Source organism: Pseudarthrobacter sp. PvP004 (assembly GCF_017876035.1).
Taxonomy (GTDB): Bacteria; Actinomycetota; Actinomycetes; order Actinomycetales; family Micrococcaceae; genus Arthrobacter; species Arthrobacter aurescens_A.
The window spans coordinates 726,659-749,513 of record NZ_JAGINL010000001.1; the positions used below are offsets into that span (position 1 = coordinate 726,659).

Consider the following 22,855-nt stretch of genomic DNA (forward strand, 5'->3'; position numbering starts at 1 on the left):
GCGTCGCAAATGGAGGTGCAGTGGCAATCTTTACAGACCCCATCAGGGAACACGCTGATTTCGGGCCTGGAGATGCCGAATGGCTGCACCTCCTCGTCGGTGACTGGCAAATGGTCGCTGACTTGGCATTCGCGGACCTCGCTCTGTGGTTCCCGCATCCGGAGTTCGGCTACATTGCCCTCGCCCACGTCCGTCCGTCGACATCACATACGGTGTTCCACGCGGACTTCGTGGGAGAGGGCATCCGCTCGGATCTTCGCCCCCTTGTGGACAAAGCTTGGAACAGCCGATCGATCGAGCGCTCCAGTGAAACCAGCTGGAGCAGCGAAATGGCGCTCCGGGTAGAGGCTGTGCCGATGGTACGTAACGGCAGAACTCTCGCTGTTGTGACGTCGCATATGGACTTGTCCAGCTCACGCATGCCATCGAGGCTGGAACTCACGTACCGCCAGTGCGCTTATGACCTCCTGCGGATGGGGACGTTGGGTCTATGGCCCGACTTTGCCTCCCCAACGGGCTCCCGTCGAGGAGCGCCCCGAGTTGGCGACGGTCTCATCAGACTCGACGCCGACGGCATAGTGCAGTATGCGAGCCCCAATGGCGTGTCAGCGTTCCGTCGGCTCGGCGAAGTCGAATCTCTGGAGGGGCGGTCGCTGGCTGAGGTGACTGCCGGGCTTCTGAAGGACCGGCGAATGGTGGACGAGACATTGCCCCTGGTTGTGACCGGGCGGATGCCCTGGCGCAGCGAGATCGAGTCAAGGGGTGTCAGTCTTTCCCTTCGGGCCATTCCTTTGCGCGACGAACAGCACCGTTTCGGAGCCCTTGTCCTTTGCCGCGATGTCTCCGAATTACGGCGCAGGGAAATGGAGCTTGTTACCAAGGACGCCACCATTCGGGAAATCCATCACAGGGTCAAGAACAATCTTCAGACTGTGGCAGCTCTCCTCCGGATGCAATCACGGCGAATGGTCAGTGACGAAGCAAAACAGGGGCTGGAACAAGCCATGCGGCGCGTGGCCACGATCGCACTCGTCCATGAGACCCTCTCCCAAGGGTTGACGCAGAGTGTCGACTTTGACGAACTGATCGGGCGCCAATTCAGGCTGTCAGCCGAAGTGGCTTCACCGTCCCAGCAGGTGCGAACGGAACGTTCAGGCCTGTTCGGCGAATTGCCCAGTGATTTTGCCACACCACTGGCTTTGGTCATCAACGAGCTGGTCACCAATGCCGTCGAGCATGGACTGGAGGGGCGCACAGGAACCGTCTGGTTGCTGGCGGACCGGGCAGATGGCGACGGCAACGACGAATTTTTGACCGTGACCATAGCCGACGACGGCGTCGGCCTTCCGGATGGCCAGTACACCGAGGGATTGGGCCTGCAGATTGTCCGTACACTCGTGACCAGCGAGCTCGGTGGATCCATTCAATGGAGCCCGCGCGAAGGCGGCGGGACCGCCGTCGAAATCGTCCTCAACCTCGCCAGGGCATAGCTCCGAGAGCAATTTCGACTCGATCACAAGAGCAGAAAACAAAGAAAGGCCGCGGACCGGATGGTCCGCGGCCTTTCTTGTGCCGTGAGTTAGGAAGCGCGCCGTGCGCGTGCAGCGCGACGCTTGAGTGCCCGCCGTTCGTCTTCACTCATACCGCCCCAAACACCGGCGTCCTGTCCGGACTCCAAGGCCCACTGGAGGCAGGTGTCTACTACAGGGCAGCGGCGGCAGACGCTTTTGGCTTCCTCGATCTGCAGAAGTGCGGGTCCCGTGTTGCCGACTGGGAAAAAGAGCTCCGGGTCCTTGTCGAGGCAGGCTGCGCGATTACGCCAATCCATGCTGATCAGTCACTCCATTCGTGAGAACTAGATGAGCCTTTTGTGAAAACATTCACGAGAGGCTCCAAAGGAAAGGGGCCCGCATGGGCCCCCTTGGTCGTCTGAGTCAAGCGTTTCATGTTAACGCCTTGTAAACAAGGGGTGTTAGTGGTCGAAATGCTCGGAATCCGTGAGCGATGCATCACATCAGCCGCCAGTGCCCTCACTGCTAGATGACTATGTCCGGTAGTGTGCCAGTGTGTCAAGACCTCCCGTAAACCCAGCCCAACCCGCGTCCGGCCCGGACGGAAGTGACGATTTTGATGCACCGGCGAACAGCCCTGGTGCCGGTCGCCGTCCACTGGGAATTGTCATTATCTCGGTGGTTGTTGGGCTTGAAGCGCTAGCCCTTCTCGGCGCCGCTGCCTGGTACGCCTTCGAACTCTTGAGCGGGGCGCCAGTCCTGACCTTTTGGGGGGCAGTGTTCACCCTTGGACTACTGCTGGCCTTCTCTGCGTGGCTATTCGCCGTGAGCCATTTCTTGTTCCGCGGCTACAGATGGACGCGTGCGGCAGCGTTGGTGGCCCAGTTGTTCGTCCTCACCATTGGTTTTCCTACCGTAACTGGTGGGCTGCTGTTGCCGGGGCTGGCGATGCTTATTCCAGCGGTGGCCGCGATCATCTTCCTTTTTCAGAAGGACGTGGTGGCCTATGCCTCAAGAACCGGGGGCACCACCGCGGCACTCTAGACGGCTCCTGACCGGGGCTCAGTGAGATTGGGACGGCGGAGGAAAGCTTGTGGTGAGTACGGCTTGCACAGGTGTCACCTCTGCGCCGTCGATGAGAAAGCCGCGACCAGGGCACCCTGCGCGACCGACTTCCAACCTCACTCCGAGGAGTTCGGCGTCGTGGGGCGTTGCGGGATTCAAAACCAAACCCGCGCTGGAAGCCTGCGCTTCCTTCGCAAGCGGCAGCTGATGGAGCAGGGCAGGCCCCGGTGTTGCTGTCAGGATGATGCCACGGACTTTGCCCACCACGGCAGCCAAGGCCTGTCGGCCTTGGTGATCCAGCAGATCGGCGTCGTCCACCAACAGGATGCTGTGGGGGTCCAGGGTGTCCGCAGCAACCTGGGACGCCACCAAGGCCCAGAAAGAGCCGGCGAACGCTGCATCGGGCGGGAACACCCATGGAACCACGGGATTCAGGGTGTGAAGCGATGCCAGAACGGAGCTTTTTCCAGAGCGAGGACCACCGAGGACGGTGCTGACTCCATGTTCCCGCAGAGGCATGGACACGGGGAGGGCTTCGTCTCCTCCGACTCCGATCCAGAGTGGACCCACTGCGTAGCCGGTTGCGAAGTGGGCTCCTGCTCCATGATCGGCCGCCGAGCCGGAGCCTGATCCTGATCCTGATGGCAGTCCTTGTGCCTGGGGCGGCGCCACCAAATCATGGAAGTCCTCACTACGGAGAAGCTCAGGAAGCGGCCGTATCCGGAACGGCGGTTCAGACGGCGTCAGATCAGCAAACGGCCAGCGTCCATTGTCCGGAGCCCCGCGAAACTGTGCCACGGTAGCGTGCTCCTTTGTAAAATTCCCCATAACGACGGCGCGCCCGGGGAATGACTCCACCTCAGGGAGGCGCGGCCAGTGGAACCGCGACTCTTCAGTGGATCCCGAAGGAAAGTAGGCGCGGTTCTGTATGGCGGCAAAAAAGCGTGAGCTGACGAGTTCCCGCTCCCCTGAAATAAGCACAGTGACGCCAAGGGAACAACCGTCCCGAACGATGTCCTGCAAAATTCCTTCTGCGTAGGCGAAAGGCCCGCTTCTGAGTGCCGTAGCCCACGAGCACCACCCAGCCACGATCAAGACCAAAGGTGAACTGGACATTCCGGACGTGCCCGCACTTCGTCGATGTTCCATTTCTGTGGCGAGGCGCTTCAAAACCCGCACTGCGAGGTGCAGTTGGTGCAGGCCAACTGCCGCGCCGAGGTGACCCCCGTCGGTGAGATGGTCCAGCGTGCCCGTTGCGTCGAGGATATAGAGGTGCGGTTGGGGTTTCTGAGTCGCAAGCATCGCCGACGCAGCCCTGAAGCACTCCCGCATGCCACTTGAATCGGTGCCGATCATTGCCAGATGGCCGTCTTTGGACGGCGACCACACCAGCGGTTCCACCACTTGGTTCGCCGGCCTGTCGAGCATCGCCAAAGGTCCTACTGCCCAATGGCCTTCCGGGCTGGTCGCCAGATCCAAGATTTCAGCTGAATCGGGCAGTTTGTCATGCCAAAGGATCGACGAGGGCAGTGGCGTGGCTACAGGACGCCGGGGGAGTGGTCTGCCAAGCCGGCGCCATGCTTCTTCTACCGTTGAAACCACCCACTCGGGGTCACCATCCGGGAGGGAATCCTGGGTGGTGCCAGTTGTAAGGGCTCCGGAACGCTGCTGCAAAGCCTGCGTGGCTGGCTGCACGGCTGGCCCGAAACCGTCCAGCCTTACGCCAGACACCGCGATATCGGGTGAGCCTGCGATGGACGCCGTCTGGAATTCTTCAGGGTCGCACGAAGCCCTGGCGAGATAGGCTCGCCCCGGAGCCGCTACGCCTATGGTGGCGGCAGCCTTAGTGTGGATGATGTCCATGGACTCGGCCTCCGATTGCACGCGTAGGGCGATGCTTGAGGTCACGTTTGCCCGAATATCGGCAGTCAGTGCTCCCTGGGGTCTTTGGGTCGCCATCACCAAATGAATGCCCAGGGAGCGCCCGATGGCCGCGATTCGCATGAGCTCCCGCAGAGTGCTTGGAGATTCGTCAACGAGCATGCGGAATTCATCAATGACAAGGATCAGATGCGGGATCTTCGGATCGGTGGGCGAAGCCGTCCGCCGATACTGGGCGAGATCAGACACACAGGCAGCAGCGAACAACTCCTCGCGATGACGGATTTCTCCACGGAGGGAAACAAGAGCGCGTTCCAGGTGATGCTTGCTGAGATCAGTCAACAGGCCGACGCAGTGGGGAAGGCCTGCAAGCGGTCGCAAACCTGATCCGCCTTTGAAATCAAAGAACAAAAATGTTGTGCGATCCGGAGAGTCACTCAGTGCCATGGAAGCCACAAGGGTCCTCAAGAGTTCGGATTTACCCGAGCCAGTGGTTCCGGCAACCAAGAGATGCGGACCGTCGAGCTTAAAGTCGAAGATCATGTGCCCGCCGTGCCCCTTGCCCAAGACAGCGCTGAGGCCGTTTTGCCCGGATGCGTCGGCCCACCGCCGGAGCACCCTGCGCTGCCCGTGGGGGAGTAACTCAGCCAGCGAACATTCATCAGGAATGGTTGAGCTTGTTCCGGGTCCTTCACCGAAAGCCGTGGCCCGTGTCTGACGACAGTAGCTATCGAAAACTTCGACCGGCACGAGATCCGGGATGAATGGTCGGCGCTCACCGCCTGCCTCCAAGTAGCCCACCGTGCCGGATGGCGAAATTTCGATGCAGACACCGGAGCGTTTGGACTGAGCGCAGCACTTGATCACTTGCCACGCGGCGAGTCGGGCGGCGTTCAAGAGCGCGGACAGGAGTTTTGCTTCTTCAGGGGATGGATCATCAACCATGATGAGCCTGCCGTTCGCGCTGGTGCCTGCCTGCTGCATGGCAGCGAGGGCGGTATCCAAGGTGCTTGCCAGGGTGACGCGGGGGAGGAATCGGGCGCTCAATGGCAACCTTCCGGCCCGGCCCAAAACTATCACTGGCGTTTTGGCAGAGCCGGGAAAACCAACTAGCTGCATCAATACGAAACGAAGTAAGGCGTCCGTATGATCGGGGTGGCCACAGAGCGTCACCACTGGATGTCCGGGATCCAAAGTAATTGGCGCGGTGCCAATGGATGGTGGCCGGAACTGTGAATCGTCGGGAACCAGCCGAATGTTCGCCGCCGTTTGAGTTGTGCCGAGACGGAGCCATGCGCCATCCCGCACAGCGTGGACGCCTGTCGGTGAAGCCGCAGACAGAGCTGGACCGACATCGCCTGTTGCGGGTTCGGTGGCCACCATTTGCGCCTCGGAAGCCCCGTGGACGGCCACAACCATCTCTGCAGCTGATGGCGAGCATCGACGGCGTCGTTCTTTGTCCTCTTGGACTGCATGCGCTATGGCGAGTTTGCACTCCCGGCGGGCCTTCCGCCCGGCGGCCAACGGAACGAGAAGGCTGATCGCTGAGATGGCGGTGAATCCCAGGAACATCCAGATTCCCGTGACAAGGGCCAGACCGATGCCGGCAACCAACGGTAGGCCGGCCGACAATGCCACTACGAGACGGTTTCCGGGACGGCTGGCATGAGGTACTGCGAGCGGTTCTTCAACGGAGCGACCCGCGTCGACTGAAATCGATGGAAGGGGACCACTGTCCGTGACGACGGTGAAGGTGGAGTTTCCACATTGCATCGTCGACGAGGAGGTCAACACCTTTCGATTGGTGGGTTGATTGTCCACGAAGACCGGGTTCGCACCCCCGACGGACCTCACGGTCAGGGCTGTGCTGGAAGCCTCCAATATGGCGTGTTCCCTGGACATCCCGGGATCGGACACCGAAATTTCGGCACCAGCCCTGCCGATTCGGTACTGGCCTCGTTGAATCCGGAAGACAGAGCCGGCTCCGGGCCCCGAGTGAGTGAGCAACATCAGCGGCAACGACGCTCTGTTCGCGTTCCGATGCGGCGGAGCGGCATCCACAATGACGGCGCCCGAAACAAGAGGAGGTTGTCCCACCGTAAGTGTGGCAAGGAGTCGTCCACCGACGGAGAGCCGGCGGGTTCCACGAGCAGCCGAGAGAAGCTGCTGCACGTGGGCGCCGGACGTGCCTTCCGGGACGGCGATGCTCAGTTCCTCCGGGTCCGTCGCTTCAGCGGCACCAGGGGCGCGTACCAGTGTGCACTCCAAAGCCATTAGCTAATCCTCTGCGTCTTGGCGGGTATTGTCGGGCTGACAGAAATCACGCTACGGCCCTGCGAATGGAAGCGCTGCGGGAGATATGGCGTATGTGGACAACCCCTGCCCGCGCTCGTACAGCCGCTGCCTTGCCACCGTGGCATGGTGTCTCAGCTAAGATGAATCTCGTTGTCGCGTGTGCTCAATGAGGAAGGACCTTCACCGGTGATAGTGGTTGCGGAGAGCGCCGATGTTTCAGACAAGGCGGTAATTGGTGACGGATCAAAGATTTGGCATCTTGCCCAAGTCCGCGAGCAGGCCGAATTGGGCGTCAACTGCATCGTAGGACGCGGCGCCTATATTGGCACCGGAGTCAAAATGGGGGACAACTGCAAAGTTCAGAACTATGCACTTGTCTACGAGCCCGCGGTACTGGAGGCAGGCGTCTTCATCGGCCCGGCCGTTGTACTTACAAACGATACTTACCCCCGGGCGGTTAGCCCGGATGGCGGCTTGAAGAGCGCCCACGACTGGGAGCCCGTTGGTGTCACCATTCGTGAAGGAGCATCCATCGGTGCCCGCGCTGTCTGCGTCGCACCAGTCACCATTGGACGGTGGGCAACAGTGGCTGCTGGTGCTGTCGTCGCCAAAGACGTCCCTGATTTTGCCCTGATGGTCGGAGTTCCGGCCAAACGCCATGGTTGGGTCGGTAAAGCTGGTTTCCCGCTGCAACGCAGTGGTGAGAACTGGGTATGCCCGGAGACCGGCGCTACATATGTTGAACAGAACGAGACCCTTCGAGAGGTAGAGGCATGAGCCCCGAATTCATTCCCCCCGCTAAGCCCATCATCGGTGATGACGAGCGCAAGGCAGTAGAGGCCGTCCTGGCTTCCGGCCAACTCGCACAGGGTTCGGAGGTTGCGTCTTTTGAACAGGAGTTCTCGCAAGTACTCCTCGACGGCAGGGCTGCAGTAGCGGTCAACTCAGGCACCTCCGGCCTGCACCTCGGCTTGTTGGCTGCGGGCATCGGTCCCGGCGACGAAGTCATTGTTCCGTCGTTCACTTTCGCGGCCACGGCTAACTCCGTGGCCCTGACGGGAGCAACTCCTGTCTTCGCCGACGTGGACTTGGACCACTACACGCTTGATCCGGCCTCCGTCGAATCGAAGATCACGGATCGCACGGCCGCCATCATGCCGGTTCACCTCTATGGCCACCCCTTCGACGTGGACGGAATCGGCGCAGTCGCTTCCAAGCACGGTGTGAAGGTCTTTGAAGACGCCGCCCAAGCACACGGTGCGGCCGTCAACGGTCGCAAGGTGGGTACGTTTGGTGACTTCGCCATGTTCAGCCTGTACCCCACCAAGAACATGACGTCCGGCGAAGGTGGCATGGTCAGCACAGGTTTGGCCGATGTCGAGCGTCGACTTCGGTTGCTCCGCAACCAGGGCATGGAGCGGCAGTATGAAAATGAGCTTGTTGGCTTCAACGCCCGCATGACAAACATCCACGCTGCCATTGGCCGCGTGCAGCTGACCAAAATCAACGCCTGGACCAAGACCCGCCAGGAGAACGCTGCCTTCTTCGACGCAAACATCGAAGGCGTTGTCACTCCCAAGGTGTCTGAAGGCTACGAGCACGTGTACCACCAGTACACCATTCGCATCGCTGAGGACCGCGATGGTTTCGCCAAGGCCCTGCGCGAGGAATACAACGTGGGCTGCGGCGTCTACTACCCCATCCCGAACCACCGCCTTGCGCCTTTCCAGACTTCTGATGACCTGCCCGTCACGGAAGAAGCAGCTGCCAGCGTCTTGTCGCTCCCGGTACATCCGTCGCTGAGCCAGGATGACCTTGACCGCATCGTTTCCGCGGTCAACGCCATTGCGAAGGCAGGAAGCTAGTGGCAAATCTGCGTGCAGGCCTCATTGGACTGGGGATGATGGGCCGACACCATGCCCGCGTCATTCGAGAGCTTGAAGGCGTCGACCTCGTGGCCGTCGCTGACTCCTTCGGTGACCCCCACAACGTAGCCAACGGACTTGAGGTTTGCAGCTCCGTTGAACAGCTCATCGAGCAGGGTATTGACATGGCTGTGGCCGCAGTGCCCACCGTGCTTCACGAGGAAGTGGCTCTGCAGTTGGCTGAAGCCGGCGTGCACTGCCTGGTGGAAAAGCCTATTGCCAACGACTCTGTGTCGGGCCGGCGCATTGCCGAGGCTTTTGACTCGCGGGGATTGATCGGGGCCGTAGGTCACATCGAGCGCTTCAACCCGTCACTGCAGAGCCTCCGCGAACGGCTCGGCAACGGCGACCTCGGCGAGGTTTACCAAATTTCGACGCGACGCCAAGGGCCGTTCCCTTCCCGCATTGCAGATGTCGGCGTGGTCAAGGACCTCGCAACGCACGACATCGATCTCACTGCATGGCTTGCACAGAGCAATTTCGTGAATGTCGTGGCACACACGACTTCCCGGAGCGGACGCGAGCACGAGGACATGGTCACCGCCATTGGCCACCTGCAGAGCGGCGTAGTGACCAACCACATCGTCAACTGGCTGTCGCCCATGAAGGAGCGCACCACTGTTGTTCTGGGTGAGCGTGGTGCCTACATCGCGGACACCATTTCAGCTGATCTGACGTTCATTGAAAACGGCACTTTCCAGACTGACTGGGACTCCGTTGCGGCATTCCGTGGCGTGTCCGAGGGTTCATCGACCCGCTTTGCCCTGGCAAAGCGCGAACCGCTGAAGATGGAACACGAGGCATTCCGAGATGCTGTTCTCGGAAAGTCCATGAATATTGTCACAATGGCGGAGGGACTCGAGACCCTTCGCGTCGCTGAAGCTGTACTTGAGTCCGCGGAGACAGGCTCCGTGATCTCGCTCTAGCTTTGTTCGTTTTTTTGCAGTTTTGAACGGGAGGCTGGCTACGGGCCAAGCCTCCCGTTCGTTTTTCCGGACAATTGATGCCTTGCTGCCGCGAGCTGCCGAATCGGGGAACGATCGTAACGTCGGGTAGCCTTTACCAGTAGACGTGGGCATCTCTGTGCCCGCACGCCAATACACAGGAGAGTTTGTGAACGCTGATCTCGTCGTCGTCGGCTCGGGTTTCTTTGGCCTGACCATTGCAGAACGCGCCGCTACCGAGTTGGGGCTGAAGGTTGCGGTGCTTGATCGCCGCCACCATATTGGTGGAAACGCCTACAGCGAGAATGAGGCGCAGACCGGAATCGAGGTGCACCGCTACGGCGCCCACCTCTTCCACACCTCGAATGAACGTGTGTGGGAGTACGTGAACCGGTTTACCAAGTTCACGAGTTACCAGCACAAGGTGTACACCAGCCATAAAGGCGAGGTTTACCCCATGCCCATCAACCTGGGTACCATCAACCAGTTCTTCCGCTCGGCCATGAGCCCGACGGAAGCAAAGGCACTCATTGCCGAGCAGGCTGGCGAACTGGCGGGAACGGACCCCCAGAACCTCAATGACAAGGGCATCCAACTCATTGGCCGTCCCCTTTATGAGGCCTTCATCAAGCACTACACGGGAAAGCAGTGGCAGACGGATCCGAAGGATCTGCCGGCTGAAATCATCTCGCGGCTTCCCGTGCGCTACAACTATGACAACCGGTACTTCAACGACACTTACGAAGGTCTTCCAGTTGACGGTTACACTGCCTGGATTGAGCGGATGGCAGATCACCCGAACATTGAGGTTGTCCTGAACTCGGACTTCTTCGACGACGGTGAGTACGGTCGCTCCTCTGTCCTCGGTCAGGTGCCCGTCATCTACACAGGCCCGGTTGACCGCTACTTCGACTATGCCGAAGGTGACCTTTCATGGCGCACCATCGATCTCGAAGAAGAGGTCCTGCCTATTGAGGACTTCCAGGGTTGTTCAGTAATGAACTACCCCGACGCCGATGCTGCTTTCACGCGCATCCATGAGTTCCGTCACTTCCACCCCGAGCGGGACTACACCAAGGACGCTACGGTCATCATGCGCGAGTTTTCTCGTTTTGCTGAGAAGGGGGACGAGCCTTACTACCCCGTCAACACTTCTGACGACCGCCAGAAGCTGCTTGCCTACCGCGATCTGGCCAAGGGCGAGAAGTCGGTCCTGTTCGGCGGCCGGCTTGGAACGTACAAGTATCTGGACATGCATATGGCCATTGGTTCCGCCTTGTCCATGTTCGACAACAAGATCAAGCCGCACTTCACTGGCGGCGCCAAGCTTGAAAGTGGGGGAGTGGACGCATGACCACGACAACAAACGAAAGCCAGGAGATCGCTATGACGGCCACTACTGCCGATGAAATCCCCGCTTCCACGGAACAGAACCTGCGGATTGTCCAGCGGGTGATTTTCCCGGCCAACCGTGACCTCGACACGTTGCCGCTGTACGTGGATCCTGACACCAACAAGCTTCACACGAGTGGCGGCGGCGCCGATGTTCAGGCCATTGGCATGGCCCGGAAACTCCACCCGGAGGACATTTTGAACCGCGGCTCCGTTCAGGTCCGCCGTGGTGAGCGTCTTTCTTTCGGGTCGTATTTCAACGCTTTCCCTGCCAGCTACTGGCGTAAGTGGACCATCGCTACCAAAACCGTGCTGCACATCGAAACCGAAGGCGAGGGGACGGTTATCGTTTACCGGTCCAACGCCCGCGGTGCTTCCCAGCGCGTGGATTCGATTCTGGTGGAGGGCCCTTCCACCAATGAATTCGAACTGACATTGGCCCCGTTTGGGGACGGTGGCTGGTACTGGTTTGACCTCATTGCGGGCGGCGACGGCATGACGCTCAAGAGCGCTCACTGGGCTGTCCCTGATGAGGGCCGCCCACAGGGTCGCGTCACGCTCGGCGTAACCACGTTCAATCGCGCCGACTACTGCCTCGAAACCATCAAGTCCATTGACGGTGACGCTGGTCTGCGGGAAATCCTTGCGGAACTTATCATCGTGGATCAGGGCAACAAGAAGGTCGCAGACCAAGCTGGCTTCGACGCAGTCGCGGAGTCCATGGGTGATCAACTTCGGATCATCAACCAGGGCAACCTCGGCGGCTCGGGAGGTTTCGCGCGGAACATGTACGAGATGGTCGTTTCTGACAAGAGCGACTACGTCATGCTGCTGGACGACGATATCGAGCTGGAAACAGAAGGCGTAATGCGTGCAGTGGCGTTTGCAGACCTCTGCCGTAAGCCGACCATCGTTGGCGGCCACATGTTCGATATGTACAACAAGTCCGTCCTGCACGCCTATTCAGAGGTCGTCAACTTCTATCGCTTCCTTTGGGGGCCTGTGGAGGGACTCGGTAATCACGACTTCTCCACTGCGGGTTTGCGCTCCACTCCGCAACTCCACCGTCGCTGGGATGCGGATTACAACGGATGGTGGATGTGCCTGATTCCCAAGACGGTTGTGGAAACCATTGGTCTGTCCCTTCCTGTGTTCATTAAGTGGGACGACGCTGAGTACTCCCTCCGGGGCCGGGCTGCCGGCTTCCCCACGGTGACCCTTCCCGGGGCAGCGGTCTGGCATGTCTCTTGGGCCGATAAGGACGACTCCGTGGACTGGCAGGCCTACTACCACGAGCGCAACCGTCTTATCGCGACCCTCCTGCACTCGCCGTTCCCCAAGGGCGGTCGCATCCTGCGCGAGAGCTTGAACACGGACGTCAAGCACCTGGTATCCATGCAGTACTACCCGGAGCAGGCACGGGTGATGGCACTTCGCGATGTTCTCGCCGGTCCAGACAATCTGCACAAGCAACTGCCGACGACGATGCCGAAACTCCGTGCCATGCGCGAGGAGTTCCCGGACTCACAGGTCAAGACCGACCCTGCAGCGTTCCCCGAGGTCTTCCGCAAGCGTCCCCCCAAGAAGCCCCAGTCTTTCAAGCAGCCAGGCGCCTTGGGACTGCTTCCTTGGGCAGTTAAGACCGTCCTCAAACAGACACTGGCTCCCGTGCGCGGCACCGCCAAGGCTGCCCCTGAGGCTCACGTTGCTCACCAGGACGGCAAATGGTGGAGCTTGGCGCACTTGGATAGCGCCGTGGTATCCAACGCAGACGGCACGGGCGCTTCATGGCATTTGCGAAACCCGAAGATGGCACGCCAGCTGGTGGTTGAGTCCGCCAAACTCCATGCTCAGCTTTTCTCTAACTGGGAGACCCTCCGGGCACAGTACCGTGAGGCCCTTCCCGAGATCACCTCCATGGAGTCGTGGCGGGAAACGTTCGAAGCTTCGGAGCCCAGCAAGTAGCAATGACAACTTCCACTGATACATACGCTGTTCCGGGGGTAGGGGCCGGGCTGCTGGACGTTTACCGGCGCCGGTACCTCCTCAAACTGATAGTCCGTAAGGAACTCCGGGTAAGGTACCGGGGTTCTGTCCTGGGCCTTGCTTGGTCTTACGTCAAGCCGTTGGTCCAGTACGTTGTGCTGTTCTTTGCTTTGGGCATTGTCCTGCGCGTCGGGGATCAGATTCCCAACTACGCGCTGTACATGTTCTCTGGTGTCATCGTCATCAACTTCTTCTCCGAAGCGTTTTCGAATGCCACGAGATCCATCGTGTCGAACGCTGCCTTGGTTAAGAAGATCTACCTGCCACGGGAATTATTCCCCGTTGCCTCAGTGTGGGTTGCTGCGGTTCATTTCCTCCCCCAATTGGTTGTGTTGTTGGCTGCTGCGCTGCTGAGCGGGTGGAAACCGGACATCATGCAACTCATTGGAGCTGCTCTGGGCTTCGTCATTGTGGCAGTTACGGCGACCGGCCTGGGCCTCTTGGCCGGAGCCGTCAATGTCTTCTTCCGCGACGCCGAGAACATCGTAGATATGTTGATGATGATCGTAACGTGGACATCGCCGGTGCTTTATGACTGGACCATGATCCGTCGGCTGGCACCGCCTTGGGTGTTGGTCATCTATCAGCTCAACCCGATCACGGTGGCTGTTGAGTTGTTCCACTGGGCCTTCTGGTATCCCACTGTTGACCGTCCAGTCGAACTGCCTCCACATCTGATGTGGACGGGATTGATTGGTCTCGGCATGGCTGCCCTGTTCCTTATCATCGGCCAACTCGTCTTCCGACGACTTGAGGGCCACTTTGCGCAGGAGGTCTAGATGGGCGCCGCAATAATCGTCAAGGACCTTAAAAAGACCTTTAATCTCCGCCATTCGCACTCTCTCAAGGAGACCCTCGTTTGGCTGGTGAAGGGTCGGAAAAGCGACCTCAGCAAGAAGTTCGATGCACTCCACGATGTGAGCCTCGAGATTCAGCCAGGGGAGACCGTGGCTTTGTTGGGGTTCAACGGCTCAGGTAAATCCACATTATTGAAACTTATCTCCGGCGTTATCCTGCCGGATAAAGGCACGGTCCGTACTAAGGGTCGCGTAGCCGGGCTCATCGAGGTTGGCGCAGGTTTCCACCCGGACCTGTCCGGGCGCGAAAACGTCTTCCTCAATGCTGCAATCCTGGGAATGACTGAGCAGGAAATCAACGAGAAGTTCGACGAAATCGTTGCGTTCTCCGAGATTGAGCAGTTCATCGACACCGAAGTAAAGTTCTATTCCTCCGGTATGTTCCTGAGGCTTGCTTTCGCAGTGGCAGTCCACACGCAGCCCGACATCTTCTTGGTGGATGAGATCCTGGCCGTGGGCGACGAGCCGTTCCAGAAGAAGTGTTTGGCCAAAATCAAGCAACTTTCGGATGAAGGACGGACGCTGGTTGTGGTCAGCCACGACCTCGACATGATCTCGCGTATCTGCGACAGGGGAGTTGTGCTTGCCTCCGGCACGGTGCAGTTCGAAGGCCCCGCTAACCAAGCTGTAGCATGGCTGCGCGATAGCAACTAGCAGGTAATTGCTGTTTGAACCCTACGAGGGACAGCAAAAAGGCCACCGCACATCTTCTCCGAATGATGTGCGGTGGCCTTTGCCGTAGGTGAGTTGCTCTAAGTAGGACGGGGGCGGGCCTGACCGCGCTACTGCATGGGTGCTGGAGGGATCTGCCAGCGCCCCACAAACCAGCGCCCCACAAAGAAGAGCGTCCGCCCCGGTGGGGGCGGACGCTCCTCGGACCTTAGACGCTCTTCTGACTTACAGGCGGTCTAATGCGTTGCAGCCGGCTAGACAGATACCTTTTCGGCCGGCTCCTGAATGACGTGTTCCTCGGACCCTGTGCGGCGATGCCGACGAACATAGTGGAAAACAGTGAACACCAATATCCCGAACCACGCGACCGCCTGGGCAGCGAGGCCCATGGTGAGGCCCGGCGTCGTGAAGGAAATGTCCACTGACTTGGCACCCGCTGGAACGTCCACCAGGATGACCCCCGCTGGGCCCTGCGTGAGCTTCTGCGGTTCGCCATCAACCGTAACGGTGTAGCCGGGCCACGCGAGGCGGGCGAGGGTCAGCTTCCCTGCCCTGCCGTCGCCGGACAGAGTTATGTGTTCATCGTTGCCGTTCCTGACCGCATCCTGGACTGAGACTCCGTCCGAGGCCCAGGAAACGGTGCCGGGGTAGGGCAACGGGTTCTCCCGCTGAAGGATTGTCCGGGTCTCATCCGAGGCCACAATCGACCAGCCAGGGGCAACGTTGAGTTGGTCCGGGGCAATCATGGTCTTCTGGACGGCGACAGTCTCGACTTGAAGGACATCGGCCAACGTAACGTCGATTTCCGGGGACGCCTGTTTGAACAGCTCCGTGTAGGCAAGCGGGCAGGTCTCGCCGCGGTAGTTCATGCACAAGGCATTGACGTATGTAGTGAAGCTGATGCCGCTATACCGGCCCATGCTGTTGTTGACGTCGGCGTTGAGGATCTGATTGCCGTACAGGAGGCGTCCCTCAGTGAATTCCTCGCCTGTGATTTTCATGGTGTTGAAGATCTGAATGGTGTTGCCCCGGTAACTGCTGGTTGAGTCACGGAGCGTGTCTGCATCCACGGGGGAGCCGATTCCGGCTACGGCATTGTTGGGGACGAACTGCCTGGACTGCATTCCAAGCGTGGCGATTGTTCCCAGTACCATCACTGCGGCCAAGCCTCGGTAGCCGAAGCGCTTCCAGCCAAAGACGGCCAGCGCCACCAAGGCCAAAGTCACGGCCAGGGTGAAGACCTGCCATTTGCCGCCCTCGGGAACCATGGACCAGGCGCGGTAGGTTCCAAAACCAAGGATGGCCACGGTAATGAACAACCGCTTCTTCCATGATGTGGTCTTCAAGCCCGCTGAGGCCACCACCGCGACGAGAACGATGACGCCGAGGTACACATACTCGATGAGTCGGATCGGCCAGCGGAAGACCAGCACCTGGGAAGGAGCGAAGGTCAGCAGGAAGTAGATTCCGGTGATGATGTAGATGCTGAAAATTTGACGCGAGCGGTTTCGGAAGCTGCGGAAATCCAGCCACGGAAGCAGTGGCAGGACGAACCACGCCAGGTAACTTGAGGGGACGTTGTCGATGGGTGCCCAGAAGTTGTTGATCCGCGGCCGCATGGACGATGTGCTCATGGTTAGTAGCGACGACATGTCCGGGGAAAGGAATAGGTCATTCAGAATTTCGCTCTGTTGCCGCACTGTGACGGCTGAGCTGAGGGGCAAGGGGAAGTAGACCAGGACAGCGGTCAGACCTACCAGGGCACCGACAATGACGATTGGAATAAGCCGGCGCCAATGCCTCATGAGCATCAGCTCGATGGCGACAGCCGCGAGGACAAGAATGACGCCAATGGCCCCGTAGGGGTTTCCCGCCGTCATCGTCAGGAAGCCCAGCAGGAACGGCAGGAACGGTGACGTGTTGCGGCGCGCGTAGCGGCGGACAGACCACCAGAAAACGGTAATCCATGCGAAGGCCATCAGGCCGCCCGGCCACCGGGCAGCCTCGTAGAAGAGCGTAAAGCCGCTGAAGGGGATTGCCACACCGGCAGCCAGAGCCAAGGGCCTGTTGGAACCGTAGTCGCGGGCGAGCATGAACGTACCGAACGCCAGCAACGCGATGAACTGGACGATGATGAAATAACTCGCCAGAGACAGGTTCTCGAAATTCGAAACGATGACTGAGTTGACGATGTTAACCGGGTTGAAAATACCGTAGCCCACCTCGGCCACAATGTTGCCGCCCACCCATCCGCCGGGTTCCATCAACGGGAACCGGCCGGAGCGTATTTCCTCACCCATATGACGCCACAGGGGGAGGAAGGACTGCATCATGTCGTCCCAGTAGTAGAACGTGGGATTGAACAATCGGGGAATGATGGAGGCGACGGCTGCTATTGCGGCAGTAACAATGCCCCAATGCCAATCGTGCTGCATGAAGTAGCGCCGTCGGGTGACCGGCGGGCGCTGGGCAGTAGCCCCGGAGGTTCCTGCTGTCATGGTCTTAGCTTGCTCCTTAGCGCGCGGCATAAGTGTGAATATTGGCCTGAAGGACTGCCTGGATTACGGGAAGTTCGGGGGCACCCGCCACCACCTGCTACTTGGCCTCCGAGGCCGAGTCCACGGTGGTCTTGGAAGCTGACTGTTGCCGCCACCGGAAGTGAACATAAGCTATGCCGACGCACAGTAGATCCGCGATCGTGAACATGATTCGTGAAAGGGCAGCGATTGCCGTCGCAGCACCGGCGCTCATCATTCCGGCCAGGGCAAGGATCAAGATGGCTTCGCGGGCCCCCACGCCTGCGGGAAGCAGGAATGCCAGCACGCCCAGCGTCATACCAAGAGCCAACGCACCAGTCAGAACCAGGAACGTCGCGAGGTCCAAGGTGGCCTCATGGCCAACCAGGATCCAAAGGTGCAGGCCAAAGCACAGGTACATCAGCACGCCAAGGATGAAGGCCTTGACCATGGTGTTGGCCTGAATTCGTTCGGGGAGGGGCGGGCGGCGGAACACACGCAGGACGATGTTGACCAGGAACGTCACGACGTTTGGGTTCATCGCCAAAATAACAACCGGCAGGATGACGTACAGCCACTGCAGATTGGGCTGCCGTTGGACCAGGATAGGAAGCGCCGAAGCCCCAACCACCAAAGCCGCGCCAATGGTGATTCCGGTGCTCACCAGGGACGCTACGAAGACTTGCGCGCGAGCAATTCCGTTCTTTCGCCCTAGCTCCATCTGAAGTACGAACGCCCACACGGAACCGGGCAGGTACTTGCCGATCTGGCCGACCAGGTAGATCTGGTTGAGCACCAAACCTTGGGGTTCAATGTCTACGGATCGCAGCAGGCTTGCCATGACTACCCGCCACATGTACATACCGAGCAAGACGCCCGGGATAAGCGCCAGCAGGGACAGCAGGACCTGCCACCATTGAAGGGCGAAAACCGTGGCTTGGACTTGCGGCCACTGGACTGCAATGAAGTACACGGCCGCGGCGAATACGATGACCACCAAGGCGCGCCGGGCGAAGTCAACCAGCTTGGCCTTGGTGCTCTTCACCGGAGGCTGTTCTTGATTGAGATCGTTGTCGTTGGAAGGTGTTTCCGCAATTGATCCCGTCATGAGGCGTGCGTCCCCGCGCTGGGAGCCACCGCGAACTCACTCCGGCGGCGGCGCATGGCCACGAGTCCTTTGAACATCTTGACGACGTCGGCAGTCCGGATGGTGGTTTCGCCCGGTTCGTCGTCGGGCGCCAGTGTGACGGGCACTTCTACGATCTTGAAACCTTGCTTTTCAGCGGCGTAGACGACCTGGGTGCTGAAGAGGAATCCGGGGTCATCGAAGCGGTCGACCATGCTTCGAAGCCAGTCGCCGTCGACAATCAGTGTTCCTTGGGAATCGCCAACCTTGGACCCGAGGATTACCTGCCGCAGAGTCTTGAAACCAAAAGTGGTAATTCCGCGGATGAGACTGCGCTCGGTGATCGAGTCCTTGTGGGCCTTCGAACCGATGACGACGTGGGGTTTGGTTTGGAGCTTCTTGTCTTCGTCGAGATCGTCAGTACCGAAGGGAAGATCGTCCGCCGTGAGGAGCACGCGGCTGCCGGAGCTGGCTTCGATGCCCCTGCGGTAGGCGTTTCCCATGCCCTTTTGGCTCTGGAGAACCTGGAACGTCACGTTGGGAGTATCCACCGCGTGCTTGAGGGCGACCTCGAGTGTTTTGTCTGAAGATCCGTTCTCCACGATGATGATCTCGGAGGTGCCACTGGTCAAGTAGCCGGAAAGACGGGCCATTGTTGCCGCCAAAATCCGTTCTCCGTTATAGACGGGGATCACAACGGAGAGATCCGGTTGGCCTGCCTGGTCGAAAGTCAAGACTCTCCTCGGTAGTTCGTGCCGACGAATTCTTGAACGCCAGCCGTAGCCCGCAACGCTGTTGTCACGAGTTCCTTGCAAACCCTCAGTCTAGTTCATTGCTGGATACCTTCTGTGGAAGGGCAGCATCTCCAGTGCTGGGTGCAGACGAAAGGGGTGCACCGGATATTCTCCGGTGCACCCCTCAAAACGGCAAGCTACGTCCGGTCCCTATCAGGGGAGCGATGTGAATCCTTGCCATCCGTTGCCTACCTGGCCCCAGGCGAGCCAGCCGCCCGAGCCATTGCCTGGGTAGAGCCACAGATTGCCGCTGGCGTCCCTGGCGAGGACATCAGCTTTGCCGTTCCCATTGAAATCGCCGGGTCCGAGCAAGGCGGTCATACCATTCCATCCGCTTCCGATCTGGGAGCGGTTGCCCCAGCCGCTGCTGCCATTGCCTGGGTAGAGCCACAGGGCGCCCCCTGTGTCGCGGGCCAACACATCGGTCTTCCCGTCGCCGTTGAAGTCACCTGTGCTGAAGATGGCATTCATGACGTTCCACCCTGCTCCAACCTGAGTCCGACCAGCGGTGAACTTACCCAATCCATCGCCCTTGTAAAGCCACAGGATTCCGGAGGAGTCCCTGGCAAGGACATCGGATTTGCCATCACCGCTGAAGTCGCCGGGTGCCACAACAGCCGTGAATCCGCTCCAGCCGGCACCGGCAACTTCAGGAGGCTGCCAGCCGCCCACGCCGTTTCCCTTGAAGAGCCACAGTTGCCCGGACGCGTCCCTGGCGAGGACATCACTGCGTCCATCGCCGCTGAAGTCCCGCGTTGGAACGATCAGGTTGTAGTTGTTCCACGAGGTCCCGGTGTTGACCTTACCCAGCCATCCGCCGGTGCCGTTACCCGGGTAGAGCCACAATGTACCGGCCGCGTCGCGAGCCAGGACGTCATTCTTCGCGTCCGCATTGAAGTCCTTCCACGTGTTGGCCGGTGCCGCAGGCAAGGTATATGTCTGCGATGCCACCGCAGACTGGTTGCCTGCCGCATCAACAGCGAAGTACTTGACCGTGGTGGTCGCTGTTGGCGTCACGGTCACGGTTGTTGTGCCGGTGGGGCTGGACAGCGTGGGTGTGGAGTTGTTCGTTGTGTAGTAGATCTTCGCTCCGGATTCCGTGGTCAGCGTGACCTTTTGTCCAAGCGTCAGGTTTCCACCCTGTGGGCTGGCTGTCACCGTTGGCGCAACATTGTCCAACACGTACACCTGGGTTTGCGGTGCCGAGGCATTGTTGGCTGCGTCGACTGCTATGTACTTGAGGGTTTTGCTTCCCATGGTGATGGGGCCGGTGTAGAGCGTGCTGGCCGTGGTGGGAGTGGTGCCGTTCTCTGTGTAGTAGATCTTGGCGTCTGCTTCACTCGCTGTCAGCGTGACTTTGCTTGCAGGACCGTACGTTCCGCCTACAGGACTGGCTGTCACTGTGGGAGGAGTCGTGTCAGCTATGAAGACCGTGAAGTTGACGCCTGCAACGGTGGTGTTGCCTGCAACGTCCCGGGCCTCTACTTCAAACCTGTTTGGTCCGTTGGCGATGTCCGCATAGACCTTCGGTGATGTGCAAGCGGTGAAAGCATCGGTTCCCAACCGGCAGCGGAACCCAGCTACATCCGAGGAGCCGGAGGTGAACTGGAACTGGTACCCGGCTCCCACTGTGGCCCCGCTGGCCGGAGCCGTGATGGCAACCTGGGGGGCCGTCAGATCAGCCGTTACGGTCTGCGCAGCAGCAGGGCTGACGTTCCCTGCCGAGTCCGTGCTTCGGATCCTCAAGGTATGGGCACCCGCAGTGGTGAGCGTGAATGTGTCACCCGGTACACATGCCTGGAAGGCAGCGTCGGCAGTGGAGTCAACGGAACATGTGAGTGTTGTTCCTGGCTCAAAAGTGGCGCCCAGAACCGGTTTGCCGTTGACTACTTGACCACTGTTTGGAGCTGTAAAGACCGGCGCAGCAGGTGCGACTGTGTCCACTGTGAATGTCCGTGAAACCGGTACGCCACCGGGTGCAGGCCTCACGGAGAAGGTCTGCTGCCCGTTCGTCAACGCAGTTGACGTGTAGGTGCCGCCGGTGCAGTTCACCCAGGCTCCACCCATGGAACACTCCAACGCACTGCCGGCCGGATCCGCGCTGACGCCGAACGTGGGAGTCGTGTCATTGGTGAATTCGGGATTGGGAGCTTGTGCACCGCTGGCCAGTGTGGGGCCGGAAGTAATTTTCGCCACTGCGCCGCCAAGGATGCTGATGCTGCCCCGGCCTTCGCCCGGAGAAGAGGCCAGCTGCCCGGGATCATCGAGCACCAGAAGTTGACCGCCCCGCATTCCAAGGCCGCCGATCTTGCTGAATCCCAAGGCCCATTGGTTGTCTACGGTGCCGTTCGTGAGGTCGAGCCGTGAGACCTTGTCTGTGCCCGCCGTGGTGCCGCTGCTGGTGCCCGTGTAAATAACGTGGGCGTTGTAGTCGTAGTAGATCGACGCCGCGACGCCGACGTTGTACGAAGTCAATGGCACGTAGTCTGTCATTTCGCCGTTGCCAGGGGCGGAAAACGCCCGGAGGCCGGTGGTTTCCAGTACGTAGACACTGACGTATCCGTTGCTGTCGTAGCCCGCCGCCACCAGGCCCAGTGCGCGGGTGGTGACCGACGCAATGGATTCGATGCTTGGGTGCATGATGGTCGGATCAACGATCTTGATGATTGAGCGGGCATTGGCGAATGACAGATAGATGTTGCCATCCGGTCCGTCAGAAACGGCGTTCGGGCGGACGTCGCCATCGAGGACCGTCAGTGTGCTGCTGTACTCGAAGAGGTCCAGCGGTGGATTCCACACGGCCCGTACAAGATGCGAACTTCCAACCGCTGAATCCGGAATGAAGACTGTTTCGTCGCCATTGCCGATGGAGCCGGGGGTGGGGTCAAGCACGATGGAGACCCCGGGGACTTTCGGTCCGGGGCCGGCTCCAGGCAGGCTGCCGCCCAAGCACGTGTCTTCCTCGATGGTGCCCGCGTTTCCGTTAACGGGTTCGGACATGCGGCAGAAACCGGCCACGCTATCTGAAACCCACATGCGGCCGATGGGGTCAAGAACAGTCCCCGCAGGCTTGGTGAGCCCAATACCAATGATCTGTTTCTGTTGGTCCGCATGTGCCGGGGTGCTGGAAACCACCGCGGTCATGCCTGCAACCGTCAGAAGTACGGCGGCCAATGCCGTGGTGACCTTTTGTCCGCGAAGCCGCCATCCGGCGTCGCGCCTCATCTGCTGTCCCATCACGCCACTTCCTTCAACCACTTGGTCAGGACTGCGGCCTGCGGTGCCATGGGCGCCAGCGTGAGTGCTCCCTTAACGATCGGAACGCCGCCAAGCCCATAGAGCGCCGTACTGATGGTTGGGGGATTGTTTCTGGTGCAGGCTTTGACAATGGCAAGGCAAATGTCATTCCTTGTTCCAATGGCGCCCGCTTCAACAGCGACATTAACCGCGGCATTTTCTTCCGCCGCCAAAACCTGGGGCTGAGGGCCCACATATGTCACTACGACATCTGCGAATTTCTTGTATTGAGTGTTTGCCCAAACCTCTTCAAGGCTCGACAAAATGATGAGCGGATTTCCATTGGCTCCGCGACATTCGAATTGATATCGCTTGACTGGTTCGGGTCTTTCGACGCGTGGTTTGTCGGCATCGCCGGCATTCGTCACGCCCAGCCTGAATGGCTCAACATTTTCAACGACCTTGACCGAGCAGCCTGTAAGAACGAGACCGGCTAGGCCAAGCTGGACGATAGCGCGTCTTGGCATGTCCACCGAGGGATCCCCACTTCATTCGGATGCTCCCCAGCTCCGCATGCAGTTGGATTTTCGCCCC

At 59.7% G+C, this 22,855-nt stretch carries 16 protein-coding genes; 9 read left to right on the forward strand and 7 right to left on the reverse strand.

The genetic code is table 11. The features are described 5' to 3' along the window. Positions 1-20 precede the first annotated feature (20 nt). Positions 21-1,490 carry a sensor histidine kinase gene (locus J3A64_RS03295; protein WP_210063626.1) on the forward strand — a complete coding sequence of 490 codons (1,470 nt, stop codon included), beginning with the start codon at positions 21-23 and terminating at the stop codon, positions 1,488-1,490. Between the two features lie 89 nt (positions 1,491-1,579). Here the strand turns inward: J3A64_RS03295 and J3A64_RS03300 are convergent, their stop codons facing one another. After that, on the reverse strand, positions 1,580-1,828 hold the full coding sequence (locus J3A64_RS03300) for a WhiB family transcriptional regulator (protein WP_003804966.1): 249 nt from the start codon (positions 1,826-1,828) through the stop codon (positions 1,580-1,582). 238 nt (positions 1,829-2,066) lie between these two features. On the opposite strand from J3A64_RS03300, the gene J3A64_RS03305 reads away from it, so the two are divergent. Then, a complete protein-coding gene (locus tag J3A64_RS03305) occupies positions 2,067-2,555 on the forward strand; it encodes a hypothetical protein (RefSeq protein WP_210063627.1) in 489 nt (162 codons plus the stop codon). An 18-nt stretch (positions 2,556-2,573) separates the two neighbouring features. Here the strand turns inward: J3A64_RS03305 and J3A64_RS03310 are convergent, their stop codons facing one another. Further along, complete coding sequence (locus J3A64_RS03310) at positions 2,574-6,731, reverse strand: FtsK/SpoIIIE domain-containing protein (RefSeq protein WP_210063628.1); 4,158 nt, start codon at positions 6,729-6,731, stop codon at positions 2,574-2,576. A 180-nt stretch (positions 6,732-6,911) separates the two neighbouring features. Here J3A64_RS03310 and J3A64_RS03315 point away from each other — a divergent pair, with 180 nt between their 5' ends. From J3A64_RS03315 to J3A64_RS03345, 7 genes are all read left to right on the forward strand, one after another. Continuing rightward, entirely contained in the window at positions 6,912-7,529 is a 618-nt protein-coding gene (locus tag J3A64_RS03315) for an acyltransferase (RefSeq protein WP_014922230.1), read from the forward strand. Continuing rightward, complete coding sequence (locus J3A64_RS03320; RefSeq protein WP_014922229.1) at positions 7,526-8,617, forward strand: DegT/DnrJ/EryC1/StrS aminotransferase family protein; 1,092 nt, start codon at positions 7,526-7,528, stop codon at positions 8,615-8,617. The genes J3A64_RS03315 and J3A64_RS03320 overlap by 4 nt, the downstream gene beginning before the upstream one ends. Next, a complete protein-coding gene (locus tag J3A64_RS03325; RefSeq protein ID WP_011775335.1) occupies positions 8,617-9,603 on the forward strand; it encodes a Gfo/Idh/MocA family protein in 987 nt (328 codons plus the stop codon). The genes J3A64_RS03320 and J3A64_RS03325 overlap by 1 nt, the downstream gene beginning before the upstream one ends. Positions 9,604-9,790: 187 nt before the next feature. Next, a complete protein-coding gene (glf, locus tag J3A64_RS03330) occupies positions 9,791-10,975 on the forward strand; it encodes a UDP-galactopyranose mutase (RefSeq protein WP_026005450.1) in 1,185 nt (394 codons plus the stop codon). Continuing rightward, positions 10,972-12,978: a glycosyltransferase gene (locus J3A64_RS03335; protein ID WP_210063629.1), complete on the forward strand. Its 2,007-nt coding sequence runs from the start codon at positions 10,972-10,974 to the stop codon at positions 12,976-12,978. The genes glf and J3A64_RS03335 overlap by 4 nt, the downstream gene beginning before the upstream one ends. 2 nt (positions 12,979-12,980) lie before the next feature. Beyond that, entirely contained in the window at positions 12,981-13,838 is an 858-nt protein-coding gene (locus J3A64_RS03340) for an ABC transporter permease (protein ID WP_014922226.1), read from the forward strand. Continuing rightward, positions 13,839-14,570 carry an ABC transporter ATP-binding protein gene (locus J3A64_RS03345; protein WP_210063630.1) on the forward strand — a complete coding sequence of 244 codons (732 nt, stop codon included), beginning with the start codon at positions 13,839-13,841 and terminating at the stop codon, positions 14,568-14,570. Positions 14,571-14,842: 272 nt separating this feature from the next. Here J3A64_RS03345 and J3A64_RS03350 read toward each other — a convergent pair whose 3' ends face one another. The 5 genes from J3A64_RS03350 to J3A64_RS03370 all read right to left on the reverse strand — a co-directional run bounded on the left by J3A64_RS03350 (position 14,843) and on the right by J3A64_RS03370 (position 22,788). Continuing rightward, a complete protein-coding gene (locus J3A64_RS03350) occupies positions 14,843-17,086 on the reverse strand; it encodes a membrane protein (RefSeq protein ID WP_043806177.1) in 2,244 nt (747 codons plus the stop codon). Between the two features lie 97 nt (positions 17,087-17,183). Beyond that, positions 17,184-18,212: a lysylphosphatidylglycerol synthase domain-containing protein gene (locus tag J3A64_RS03355; RefSeq protein ID WP_011775329.1), complete on the reverse strand. Its 1,029-nt coding sequence runs from the start codon at positions 18,210-18,212 to the stop codon at positions 17,184-17,186. Beyond that, positions 18,209-18,964, reverse strand: coding sequence for a glycosyltransferase (locus J3A64_RS03360; RefSeq protein ID WP_238324329.1), 756 nt, complete (start codon positions 18,962-18,964; stop codon positions 18,209-18,211). The genes J3A64_RS03355 and J3A64_RS03360 overlap by 4 nt, the downstream gene beginning before the upstream one ends. 213 nt (positions 18,965-19,177) lie before the next feature. Beyond that, entirely contained in the window at positions 19,178-22,261 is a 3,084-nt protein-coding gene (locus J3A64_RS03365; protein WP_014922223.1) for a chitobiase/beta-hexosaminidase C-terminal domain-containing protein, read from the reverse strand. Continuing rightward, positions 22,261-22,788, reverse strand: a complete 528-nt coding sequence (locus J3A64_RS03370; protein ID WP_210066046.1) for a hypothetical protein — start codon at positions 22,786-22,788, stop codon at positions 22,261-22,263. The genes J3A64_RS03365 and J3A64_RS03370 overlap by 1 nt, the downstream gene beginning before the upstream one ends. Positions 22,789-22,855: the final 67 nt, after the last annotated feature.